The organism is Poseidonibacter sp. (assembly GCF_041821165.1).
Taxonomy (GTDB): Bacteria; Campylobacterota; Campylobacteria; order Campylobacterales; family Arcobacteraceae; genus Poseidonibacter.
In genome coordinates this window covers 39,869-52,264 of the sequence record NZ_JBGUES010000003.1, presented here as the reverse complement: position 1 = coordinate 52,264, position 12,396 = coordinate 39,869, and the positions used below count along the sequence as shown (strand labels likewise).

The window sequence follows — 12,396 nt, the reverse complement described above, 5'->3', positions numbered from 1 at the left end:
TGATGCTTTAATGACAGCTTTAATCTTTATAAAATTAAAAAATTTTCCAAAAGTTAAAATAAATTAATATTAGGTTAGAATCACATCCCAAAATTACAGCTATAAAAAATTATATAAAAGGATATAAATAAATGTTAGTATTTATTTTAAACGCAGGAAGTTCATCTTTAAAATATCAATTAATGAATCCAGAAAACTCAAAAGTTTTAGCTTCTGGACTTTGTGAAAGAATTGGAATTGATGGTAGATTAGTTCATGAAGCTAATGACAAAAAGATTAAAGAAGAAATTTCAATGCCTACTCATAAAGAAGCAATTGAAATTGTTCTTAACTGTTTAACTAATGGAGAAAACAAAGTAATAGATAATATTGATGAAATTTCTTCTATTGGACATAGAGTTGTTCATGGTGGAGAGTATTTTTCAAAGTCTGTAATAATAGATGATGATGTATTATCAAAATTAGAAAAACTTATACCTTTAGCACCATTACATAATCCTGCACATATTGTTGGTATTAAAATTTGTAGGGAATTAATGCCTACAAAACCAAATGTAGCAGTATTTGATACTGCTTTTCATCAAACTATGCCTGCAAGTTCATATATGTATGCTGTTCCTTATGCTGATTATAAAGATCATGGTGTTAGAAAATATGGTTTTCATGGAACAAGCCACTATTATGTATCAAATGAAGCATCAAAATTATTAAATAAAGAAAATACTAAAGTAATAGTTTGTCATTTAGGTAATGGTTCATCAATTTGTGCAGTTCAAGATGGGAAATCAATTGATACATCAATGGGATTAACACCACTTGAGGGTTTAATGATGGGAACAAGATCAGGAGATTTAGATCCTGCTGTTATTTCTTATTTAATGCAGAAAAAAGAGATGAGTGCTGAACAATTAGTAAACTACTTAAATAAAGAGTCAGGATTACTTGGTGTTTCTGGTATTTCATCAGATTTAAGAGAAATAATTGAAGCTAGTGCAAAAGGTGATGAACGAGCAATGTTATCAATTGATATGAAGTGTAATAGAATAAAAAAATATATTTGTTCATATGCTGGAATGTTAGGTGGAGTTGATGCAATTTGTTTTACTGCTGGAATTGGTGAAAATGCTGATATTATTAGAGAAAAAGTTTGTTCTGGTTTAGAATTTATGGGAATAAAACTTGATAAAGAGAAAAATATAAATAGAATGGATGGAAATAGAGAAATCAACCATGATGATTCTAGGACAAAAATATTTATAATCCCTACTAATGAAGAATTAGTTATAGCAAAAGACACATATGAATTAACAAAAGCATAATGCTTTTGTTAATTATAATTTTTGTAAAAAATCTATACTTACTGTACAATTCTTGTACAAAATCACCTTTTATTTAATAATTTAAATTTCTACAAGCCTTAAAATAGCGATATATTATTACAAAAATGCACAAATCTTTTATTTTTATTTTTAATTGTATATTTTGTGTACTTTTTCCAAAATATCCTATACAATATAATTTGTTTTAAGATTATATACCGATGCTACTTTAATGCTACGGTTATAAATTATAATCTTCACGACAGTTAAAAGTAGAAAGGATAACTTAATGGGTTTAATTGAAAATATTAAAGAAAAAGCAAAATTACAAATAAGAACTATCGTACTTCCAGAATCAGAAGACGAAAGAGTACTTAAAGCGACACAACAAGTATTAGAAGAAAAAACAGCAAACGTTGTTTTAATTGGAAATGAAGATACTATTAAAAAAGATGCGCAAGCGTGTGGAGCAAATATTGAGGGAGCAAGAATAATTGATCCTAAAAAATTTGATAATATTGATAAATATATTGATGAATTAGTTGAGTTAAGAAAGAAAAAAGGTTTAACTAGAGAAGAAGCTACTGAAATCATGACTACAGAACCAAGATTTTTTGGTTGTATGATGGTTAGACTTGGTGATGCTGATGGTTTAGTTGCAGGTTCAAACTCTCCTACTGCTGATGTTTTAAAAGCTGCTATTCATGTTATTAAAACAGCACCTGGAATAAATACTGTTTCTTCAGCATTTATTATGGAAACAGCTGATGGAAAATTTGGTGATAATGGTTTAATTTTATTTGCAGATTGTGCAGTAATTCCTGAACCAAATGCTGAGCAATTAGCAGATATCGCATGTGCTACAGCTGCAACTGCATCATCTGTTGTTGGTTTAGAGCCAAGAGTTGCAATGTTATCATTCTCAACAAAAGGAAGTGCAAACCACCCATTAGTTGATAAAGTACAATATGCAGTTGATATTTTAGATGAAAGAAATGTTGATTTCTCATTTGATGGTGAAATGCAAGCAGATGCAGCAATCGTTGAAGCAATTGGAGCAAAAAAAGCACCAGGTTCAGAAGTAGCTGGAAAAGCAAATGTATTAGTATTCCCTGATTTACAATCTGGAAATATCGGTTATAAATTAGTTCAAAGATTTGCAGGAGCACAAGCTCATGGACCAGTTGTTCAAGGTTTAGCAAAACCAGTTAATGACCTTTCAAGAGGTTGTTCAGTTGAAGATATCGCAAATTTAGTGGCTATTACAGCAACACAAATCAAATAATTAAATTTAATAACAAAGGAAATAATATATGTTAGTATTTATCTTAAATGCAGGAAGCTCGTCTTTAAAGTATCAATTAATGAACCCAGTAAGTAAAGAAGTTGTAGCAGTTGGTTTATGTGAAAGAATCGGTATCGATGGTGTTTTAAAGCATGAATTCGGTGAAGGTCAAAAACTTACTTTAGAAGTTCCTATGCCAACTCATAAAGAAGCTATTGAGTTAGTATTAAAAACTTTAACTGATGGAGAAGGAAAAGTTATTTCTTCTATTAATGATATTGATGCAATTGGACATAGAGCTGTTCATGGTGGAGAAGAGTTCGCTTCATCTGTAATGGTTTCTGATAAAGTTATTGAAACAATGAAAAAATTAATTCCTTTAGCACCATTACATAACCCTGCAAATATCATGGGTATGGAAATTTGTAAAGAATTAATTCCTGGTAAACCAAATGTAGCTGTTTTTGATACTGCATTCCACCAAACTATGCCTGATTATGCATATATGTATGCATTACCTCATGATCAATACACTAAACATGGTATTAGAAAATATGGTTTCCACGGAACTTCTCACTACTTCGTATCTAATGAAGCAAGAGGAATGTTAGATAAAAAACACAATACTAGAATTATCGTTTGTCACTTAGGAAATGGTTCTTCAGTTTCTGCTGTATTAAATGGTAAATGTATTGATACTTCAATGGGTCTTACTCCTGTTCAAGGTTTAATGATGGGAACAAGAGCTGGTGATGTTGGTGCTGGTGCAATTTCTTACATGATGAACCAAGAGGGTATGACTATTGATGAAACTCTTGATGTTATGAATAAAAAATCTGGTATCTTAGGAATTTCTGGAAAATCATCTGATTTAAGAGAAGTTTTACAAGGTATGCAAGATGGTGATGATAGATGTAGATTAGCTGTTGAAATGGTTGCTTACAATATCAAAAAATATGTTGGAGCTTACGTTGCAGCACTTGATGGTGTTGATGCATTATGTTTCACAGGTGGTATTGGTGAGAATTCATCACTAATTAGAGAAATCGTTTGTGCTGGTCTTGATGGTATGGGATTAAATCTTGACCCTACTAAAAATAATAAAAGATCAGGAGATGCAAGAGATATCGCAACAAATAGTTCTGCTGCTAGAATCTTTGTTATTCCTACAAATGAAGAATTTGTTATTGCAAATGATACTTACAAAATTGTATCTGGACTTGAAGCATAATTCCTTTCTAAAAGATGAAGCTTTTGCTTCATCTTTATCTTTCTTCTTACATAAAAACTCTATATTTCTTTTACCTTTTAAATAAAAAATCATCATTTCAAGTATTATTTAAATTAGTTACAATAAAGTGACTTAAAAATGACTGTTATAAGTAATCATTAATCCTTAAAGTAGTAGTATTGCAATAAACTTATCAAAAGGATTATAATGAAAAAGTTATCACTTATTTTTCTACTTCTAATTACAACACTATTTACAGCATGTTCTGATAAAAAAGAGAATAAAGAAGTAATTAGTTCAAAAGAGGTAATAAAAGTTGGTACATCAGGTGGATATTACCCTTTTACATTCTTTGAGAATGATAAACTACAAGGTTTTGAAATTGATATTTGGAATGCAATTGGTAAAAAACTTAATGTAGATATTGAGTTTAAAACTGCAAAATTTTCTGGATTATTTGGAATGTTAGAGACAAATAAAATTGATACTATTTCAAACCAAGTTACAATGACTGAAAAAAGAGTTGCAAAATACTCTTTTGCTAAGCCTTATGTATTTGATGGTGCACAAATTGTTGTACATGAAGATACACAAAATGTTTCTTCTTTAGATGATTTAAAAGGTAAAAAAATTGGTGTTTCTTTGGGAACGAACTATGTTAATATTGTAAAAGATTATGATAAAGATTCACAAATTGAAGTTATTTCATATGATGGAAATGGTTTTGAGCAAGATGTAGTTTTAAAAAGACTTGATGCTTTTGTTCAAGATAGAGTATCCTCTGTTGAATTAATTAAAAAATCTAAATTACCATTAAAACTTGTAGGTTCACCTATTGTAATTATTGAAAACTCTTTTCCATTTATAAAAAATGAGAAGAATGAAGAATTATTAAAGAAAGTTGACTCAGCAATTGTTGCATTAAGAGAAGATGGAACATTTAAAAACATTTCTATGAAATGGTTTAATACGGATATTACGACAAAATAAATGTATAGTTTTGATGTAGATTACACATTAGGAATTTTTCCAATACTTTTAAAATATATAAATATTACACTAAGCTTGGCTGTTATTTCAACAGTCATTGCTTTGAGTATTGCAATAATTATTGCAATAATTAAGACATATAATATAAAAGTATTATCTCAACTTTCTGACCTTTATGTTTCTTTTTTAAGAGGAACACCTCTTCTTGTTCAACTATTTTTATTTTATTATGGTTTACCTCAAATTATTCCATTTTTCTCTGCTATGGATGCATATTGGGCTTGTGTTCTTGGTTTATCTCTTCATTTTTCTGCTTATATGGCAGAATCAATTAGAGGTTCAATTAGTTCTATAGAAAAAGGTCAATTTGAAGCAGCTTATTCATTAGGGTTAAATAAAACACAAACATTTATTTATATTGTTTTACCACAATCTATTCGCGTTGCAATTCCTAGTTTAATGAATAATTTTATTGATTTAGTAAAAAGTACATCTTTAGCTTTTACACTAGGTGTTCCAGAAATTATGGCAAAAGCTCAACTTGAAGCAGCAAGTAGTTTTAAATATTTTGAATCTTTCTTAGCAGTTGCTATTGTTTATTGGGTAATTGTGCTAATATTTACTTATCTACAAAATAAGCTTGAAATAAAACTAAATAAAGCATATTAACTCTTATTTATTTGTATTTAAAGCTTATTTATTCTAAATAAAGGCTTTAATATGGATTATAGAATTGAAAAAGACACAATGGGGCAGATCCAAGTTCCTAATGATAAATATTGGGCAGCTCAAACACAAAGAAGTCTACAGAATTTTCCTATTGGTGATGAAAAAATGCCAAAAGAGATTATAAATGCTTTTGCATATTTAAAAAAATCTTGTGCTATTGTTAATAATAAATTAAAGAACTTAGATGATAAAAAATGTGAAGTTATTTCAAAAGCTTGTGATGAAATAATAAGTGGTAAATTTGATGATAACTTTCCTCTTGTAGTTTGGCAAACAGGTTCAGGAACTCAATCTAATATGAATATAAATGAAGTTATTGCAAATAGAGCAAGTGAACTTTTGGGATATGATTTTAGAGTTAAAAAAGTTATTCATGAAAATGATGATGTAAATAAAAGTCAAAGCTCAAATGATACCTTTCCTACTGCAATGAGAATTGCTTTTATTCTACAATTACAAAATAAATTAATTCCTTCAATAAATATATTAAAAACAACAGTTGAAAAAAAAGTAGAAGAGTTTAAAGATATAGTAAAAATTGGAAGAACTCACTTACAAGATGCAACTCCTTTAACTTTAGGTCAAGAATTAAGTGCTTATGTTGAAATGTTAAAAAAAGGCTTAGAACAAATTGATGATTCAATAAAATATCTTCAAGAATTAGCAATTGGTGGAACTGCTGTAGGAACTGGGTTAAACTCTCATCCTAATTTTTCACCTATGGTTTGTGAGGTTTTAAATGAAATTACAAATACAAAGTATAAATTTAAATCACATCCAAATAAATTTCATGCATTAACATCACATGATGCTGAAGTATTTTTAAGTGGAGCATTAAATGCTCTTGCATCTAATTTAATGAAAATAGCAAATGATATTAGATGGCTTTCAAGTGGTCCAAGATGTGCAATAGCAGAAATTAATATTCCTCAAAATGAACCTGGTTCTTCTATAATGCCCGGAAAAGTAAATCCAACACAAAGTGAAGCTATGACAATGGTTGCTGTTCAAGTTATGGGAAATCATACTTCTATATCAATTGCTGCTAGTCAAGGAAATTTTGAACTAAATGTATTTAAGCCTATAATTGCATATAATTTACTTCAATCTATTAGATTATTAAGTGATACAATAAAAGCATTTAATGATAATTGTGCAATAGGAATAGAAGCAAATATTAAAAATATTGAAAAGTTTTTAAATAATTCATTAATGTTAGTAACTGCATTAAATCCTTATATAGGTTATGAAAAAGCGGCATTAATAGCAAAAACAGCTTATAAAAATAATACAAGTTTAAAAGAAGAAGCAGTAGCTTTAAATATCTTAACAAAAGAAGAGTTTGAGAAGTATGTTAAACCAAATGAGATGATTTATGCAAAAGAATAAAAAAGTAAAGTTAAAAGCTTAATAAGCTTTTAACCCACTCATAAAATTCATAGAAACTTTTGAAGCAGTTTCACTTATGAATTTATTGATAAATTTATCAAATTTATCTTGTTTTTTCCAAATTGGATTTTCTACTTTTGATAATTTAATTAAAGCATCAGAAGCTAAAGAAATAGTTCCAACCTCATCAACTAAACCAACTTTTTTTGCTTGTCTAGCTGTAAAAACTTTTGCATCTGCATATTTAGTATGATTTTTCACATCTAATTTTCTTGCATTTGCAACATCAGTTATAAACATATTATAAGTATCATCAATTATACTTTGTAATTGTTCTTTTTCATAATCAAACCATTTTCTTGTAGGTGTTCCTGATTCTTTGAACTTACCTGCTTTTACAGTTTGTGTTGAAATACCAATTTTAGCCATTAATTCTTCTGTATTTACACCTTGCATAATTACACCTATTGAACCAACCATTGAACCTGGATTTGCAATAATTGTATTAGCCCATATAGAAGCATAATAAGAACCACTTGCAATTATTCCACTTGCGTATGCAACAACTGGTTTTATAGCTTTTAACTCTTTAATAGCATAAGCTAATTCAACAGAAGGAGCAACTGCACCACCTGGAGAGTTTACTATTAGTAAAACACCCTTAATACTAGGATTATTTTTAGCCTTTTCAATTTCATCTAATGTTTTAGATACATCTAGGATTGGACCATAAAGTTCAATCTTTTGTAAATTTGCTGATTTATTTATTACATCTTCACTAATACTATCATTTGAACCATATATAACAAAATACATAATAGTTAAAAAAACTATTGTTTTAAAATACTTAGTAATAAAATCTAAAATAGCAATTATTGGTGAAAATAAAAATTTAATCATTTTAAACAAATTCTCCTCCTATTATAGTTTTTTCTACAGATTTAGTATGTAGTATTATTTGCATAGCTAAGTCATCTTTATCAACAACCTCATCTGCTAATGTTATTGAAATAATATCTGCATCTGCATCTTTTTGTAATTTTCCTTTATTTAAACCCATTGCTTTACTACCATTTATAGTTGCCGCTTTTAATAAAGTTTTTGAAAATTCAATTATATTTTCATCAGTATGCATCATTAATGCATTTCTTAATTCATCAAACATTGATAATGAATTATTAGAACTAAGTCCATCTGTTCCAATTGTAAAATCAATTCCATTTAATCTTTTTAAATCAAGTTTTGTATTATTTAATACCCTATTTGATGTAACACAGTGATTTATACTTGCACCTAATAGTTTGATTTTTTCTAAGTCATTATCACTAGCTTCTACACAATGTGTAAATGAAAGATTTTTTACATTTGAAAATTGATTTAAAAACTCCATTGGTTTTGTAACAGCCTTACTTTGACCTAAAAAGTTTCTAAAGAATTCTGTAAATAAACCTTCATCTTTATGTAACCATTCAAACTCTTCAGGTGATTCTAAAAAATGAGTTGAAACAGGAAGGTTTTGTTCTTTTGCTAAAGCTAAACTTTCTCTTACTAAAAAAGGATGAACAGAGTATGCTGAATGAATTGCAACAGCTGGCATAAAGTTCTTTGAACTATTTTTCTTAGCACTTTCTAATCTATTTTTAAAATCTGCAAATAAAGTATCAGCCATATCAGCTTTTGAACCAATTACTTCACAAAAAAATACTGTATTTATAGGTGAATTTATACAAGCTTGCATATCAAATGAATAAGATGAAATTGCACCAATTGTTGTAGTACCTGTTTTTTTCATTCTATCAAGTTTTGTTGATATTAACTTAGGAGTAGCTTTTTCAATTAATGTATCTCTATTTGAAATAACTGAATTTAACCATGCCATAAAATTACCATATTTTAATGTTGTACTATTAGCACTAAACTCTAAATGAACATGAGAGTTAATAAGTCCTGGCATTAAAACAGTATTATCTTTTGATTGAATGATTTCTTTATTTGGATATTTTATTTGGATATTTTCAAGAGTATCAATATCTAGTATCTTATCAGTAAAAACAATAGCACCATCTTTGATGATACTAAAGTCTTCATCGCAGGTAATAACCCACTTTGCACTTAAAATTTTCATTAAATATTAATTATTCAGCAATTGGTGCTGCGTTTTCTTGTGCTTCTTGTACTGCTTTAATTTCTGAAATAATTTGCATTAATGCAATTAATCCCATATGGTAACCAAAAGGACCAAATCCAGAAACAACACCTGTTGCAGCTGCAGCAGTTACTGATTTTTGTCTAAATTCTTCTCTTTTATAAATATTTGAGATATGTACTTCAACAGTTGGTAACTCAACAGCACTTAATGCATCTTTAATAGCTATAGAAGTATGAGAATATGCTGCTGGATTAATTAAAATACCATCAACTGTTCCTAAAGATTCTTGAATTCTATCTACAATTTCACCTTCTAAGTTTGATTGGAAAAACTCTAATTCTACTCCATTTTGAGAAGCTGCACCTTGTAATTGTTCATGTATTTGGTCAAGACTCATTGGACCATAAATGTGTTGCTCTCTAATACCTAACATATTTAGGTTTGGACCTTGAATTACTGCTATTTTCATATTATATTCCTTTTATAAAATTTAGGTAAGATTATATTTAAATTATTGTTAAACGATACCAAAGGAAAGGTTTTTTATGAAGAATTTTATTATGCAGGATGAAAATGCAGTTTATTTTGAATGTGGTTTCTCTTGTGACAATGTTATATTTTTAAGTTTAAATACTGATAATTATTTTATCACAGATGCTAGATATACAGTTGAAGCACAGGAATTTAGTAAAAACTGTGAAGTTATCGAGTCTTCAAACTTAGTTCAAACAGTAAAAGATATTCTAAAAAAGAATAAAATAAAAAATATTATATTTGATCCAAATGATTTTTCGTATGCTATGTATATAAACTTAACTAGTGATTTAAAAACTAAATTCACTCCAAAGCCAAACTTTTCAAAAACAAAAAGAATAATAAAATCAGATGATGAAGTTAAACTATTATCTAAAGCAGCTAAACTTGGAAGAAAAGGTTTTAAAGAATTAGGTAAATATATTAGAAAAAATGGATATAAACAAACAGAACAGTTCTTATTTTTTAAAGGAATTGAAAAAATGAGTCAAAGTGGAAAACTTGACTTAAGTTTTGATCCTATTATTGCAATAAATGAAAATGCTGCAAAACCTCATGCCCTACCAAGTAAAAAAATACTTACAAAAGATGATTTAATATTAGTTGATGCTGGTGTAAAATATAAAAGATATTGTTCAGATAGAACTTGTGTAACTAGTGCAAATTTTGAAAAACTATCTTTTAAAAGGGACCAAAATTTTAAAAATAAAAAACATCAAAAAATTTATGACTTAGTATATAAAGCACAGTTAAATGCAATTAATAATGCACGTTGTGGAATGAAAGCTTCACAAATTGATAATCTAACTAGAAGTGTTATAGAAAAAGCAGGTTATGGAAAATATTTTGTTCATAGTACTGGACATGGAGTTGGACTTGATATTCATGAATTTCCAAATATAAATGCAAAATCTGATGTTATTATTGAAGATAATATGGTTTTTACAATTGAACCTGGAATTTATTTACCAAAAGAGTTTGGTGTAAGAATTGAAGATACTGTTGTAATGAGAAATGGTAAAGCTGTAATTCTATAAAATTAAAAAATATCTAAAAAAGAGAGAAATTTGAAAAAAAATTTAACTGATAAATTAACACTTTTTAAAACTAGTAATTTTCCTTATATTTCAAAATACACATCCTCTAAAAAATATCATGTAACTATTGGTATTGGGGGAAACATTGGAAATATGAAAAAAACTTTTGATAAACTTTTTTTATCTTTAATGCAAAATAAAAAAATTCATATTATTATGACAAGTCCTCTATTAAAGAATCCTCCCTTTGGATTCTTAGAACAAAATGACTTTTTAAATGGTATAATCACGATTAAAACTGATCTAGCACCTAATGAATTTTTAAAAATCATGCAAAGATTAGAGATAAGATATGGAAGAAAGCGATCCTTTCAAGATGCGCCTAGAACCTTGGATATAGATATAATATTTTTTGATAATAAAAAAATAAATACAAAAAAACTTATTATTCCTCACAAAGATTGGGCAAATAGAGAATCAGTGATTATTCCTTTAAATTATATGAAGAACATTTAATTGTTCTTTTAATTTTGACTAAAAAAAATGAAAAAAAACAAATCAAATATATATAAAATTTATAAGGGTAGAAAATGAAAAAAAAAGTAGTTGTTGGAATGTCTGGTGGTGTTGATTCCTCTGTTACTGCATTACTATTAAAACAACAAGGTTATGAAGTAGTAGGCTTATTTATGCGAAATTGGGACTATGGAGTTAAAGGTAGTCAATGTCCTAATCGTATAGAGTTTGAAGATGCAAAAAAAGTTGGTGAAATAATAGGCATTGAAGTAAAAGGTAAGGACTTTGTTGAAGAATACAGAGGAAAAGTATTTGATGTATTTTTAGAAGGTTTAAAAAAAGGACTTACTCCTAATCCAGATATTTTATGTAATAGAGAAATCAAATTTAATGTATTTTTAAATGAAGCTAAAAAAATGGGTGCTGATTTTATTGCAATGGGACATTATGCAAAAATATCTAAGCATGAAGACCACTATGTATTAGATACTCCAAAAGATTCTTCAAAAGATCAATCTTATTTCTTGCATGCACTATCTAGTGAACAACTTTCACAAGCTATGTTCCCACTTGGGGATTTAACTAAAAAAGAAGTTCGAGAAATAGCAAGAGAACATAATCTTCCAGTTAGTGATAAAAAAGATAGTACAGGAATTTGTTTTATTGGTAACCAAAGATTTGATGATTTTATTACACAACATTTAAAAGCAGTTCCAGGTGATATTATAGATGAAAATGGAAAAGTAATAGGAAAACATAAAGGTCTTATTTGTTACACACTAGGTCAGAGAAAAGGTATTGGTCTTGGTGGTATTAAAGAGACTGAATCAGATGGACACATCCATAAACCATGGTATGCAGCAAAAAAAGATATTGAAAACAATACATTAACAGTTGTACAAGATACAATTCATCCATTACTAATGAATGAAAATGTTGAAGCTTCTCATATGCATTGGGTGTTAGAACATCCACCTAAAGTTGGTGATAAACTTATGGCACAAGTTAGATATAGACAACAAAAGCAAGAATGTACAGTAACAAAAACTGATGGTGATAAAGTTTTAGTTAAATTTGACAAGCCTCAAAGAGCTGTTACTTTAGGACAAAGTCTTGTTTTATATGATGGAGAATATTGTCTAGGTGGTGGATTTATAAGTGATTATAATTAATTAAAATAGCTAAAGAGTTCCTTTATCAAATATCAAAGGAACTTT

At 28.2% G+C, this 12,396-nt stretch carries 12 protein-coding genes; 9 read left to right on the top strand and 3 right to left on the bottom strand.

Features of this window, described 5'->3' with window-relative positions; genetic code table 11:
- Positions 1 to 131: 131 nt before the first annotated feature.
- The 6 genes from ACERKK_RS00865 to fumC all read left to right on the top strand — a co-directional run bounded on the left by ACERKK_RS00865 (position 132) and on the right by fumC (position 6,943).
- Positions 132 to 1,319, top strand: a complete 1,188-nt coding sequence (locus ACERKK_RS00865) for an acetate kinase (RefSeq protein ID WP_373771175.1) — start codon at positions 132 to 134, stop codon at positions 1,317 to 1,319.
- A gap of 289 nt (positions 1,320 to 1,608) precedes the next feature.
- Positions 1,609 to 2,604 carry a phosphate acetyltransferase gene (gene pta / locus ACERKK_RS00860; RefSeq protein WP_373771174.1) on the top strand — a complete coding sequence of 332 codons (996 nt, stop codon included), beginning with the start codon at positions 1,609 to 1,611 and terminating at the stop codon, positions 2,602 to 2,604.
- 28 nt (positions 2,605 to 2,632) lie between these two features.
- Positions 2,633 to 3,835, top strand: a complete 1,203-nt coding sequence (locus ACERKK_RS00855; protein ID WP_373771173.1) for an acetate/propionate family kinase — start codon at positions 2,633 to 2,635, stop codon at positions 3,833 to 3,835.
- A 207-nt stretch (positions 3,836 to 4,042) separates the two neighbouring features.
- A complete protein-coding gene (locus ACERKK_RS00850) occupies positions 4,043 to 4,825 on the top strand; it encodes an amino acid ABC transporter substrate-binding protein (RefSeq protein WP_373771172.1) in 783 nt (260 codons plus the stop codon).
- Positions 4,826 to 5,494, top strand: coding sequence for an amino acid ABC transporter permease (locus tag ACERKK_RS00845; RefSeq protein WP_373771171.1), 669 nt, complete (start codon positions 4,826 to 4,828; stop codon positions 5,492 to 5,494).
- A gap of 51 nt (positions 5,495 to 5,545) precedes the next feature.
- Positions 5,546 to 6,943, top strand: a complete 1,398-nt coding sequence (gene fumC / locus ACERKK_RS00840) for a class II fumarate hydratase (protein ID WP_373771170.1) — start codon at positions 5,546 to 5,548, stop codon at positions 6,941 to 6,943.
- Positions 6,944 to 6,961: 18 nt separating this feature from the next.
- On the opposite strand, the gene sppA is transcribed toward fumC, so the two are convergent.
- The 3 genes from sppA to aroQ are packed head-to-tail and all read right to left on the bottom strand — an operon-like array spanning position 6,962 to position 9,561.
- A complete protein-coding gene (gene sppA / locus ACERKK_RS00835) occupies positions 6,962 to 7,843 on the bottom strand; it encodes a signal peptide peptidase SppA (protein WP_373771176.1) in 882 nt (293 codons plus the stop codon).
- Position 7,844: 1 nt separating this feature from the next.
- Positions 7,845 to 9,068 carry a metal-dependent hydrolase gene (locus tag ACERKK_RS00830; protein WP_373771169.1) on the bottom strand — a complete coding sequence of 408 codons (1,224 nt, stop codon included), beginning with the start codon at positions 9,066 to 9,068 and terminating at the stop codon, positions 7,845 to 7,847.
- 10 nt (positions 9,069 to 9,078) lie between these two features.
- Complete coding sequence (gene aroQ / locus ACERKK_RS00825) at positions 9,079 to 9,561, bottom strand: type II 3-dehydroquinate dehydratase (protein WP_373771168.1); 483 nt, start codon at positions 9,559 to 9,561, stop codon at positions 9,079 to 9,081.
- Between the two features lie 76 nt (positions 9,562 to 9,637).
- On the opposite strand from aroQ, the gene ACERKK_RS00820 reads away from it, so the two are divergent.
- The 3 genes from ACERKK_RS00820 to mnmA all read left to right on the top strand — a co-directional run bounded on the left by ACERKK_RS00820 (position 9,638) and on the right by mnmA (position 12,351).
- The gene (locus ACERKK_RS00820) at positions 9,638 to 10,663 is read left to right on the top strand and encodes a M24 family metallopeptidase (RefSeq protein ID WP_373771167.1); all 1,026 of its coding nucleotides are present in this window, start codon (positions 9,638 to 9,640) and stop codon (positions 10,661 to 10,663) included.
- Between the two features lie 30 nt (positions 10,664 to 10,693).
- Positions 10,694 to 11,179, top strand: coding sequence for a 2-amino-4-hydroxy-6-hydroxymethyldihydropteridine diphosphokinase (gene folK, locus ACERKK_RS00815; protein WP_373771166.1), 486 nt, complete (start codon positions 10,694 to 10,696; stop codon positions 11,177 to 11,179).
- A 74-nt stretch (positions 11,180 to 11,253) separates the two neighbouring features.
- On the top strand, positions 11,254 to 12,351 hold the full coding sequence (gene mnmA / locus ACERKK_RS00810; RefSeq protein ID WP_373771165.1) for a tRNA 2-thiouridine(34) synthase MnmA: 1,098 nt from the start codon (positions 11,254 to 11,256) through the stop codon (positions 12,349 to 12,351).
- Positions 12,352 to 12,396 lie beyond the last annotated feature (45 nt).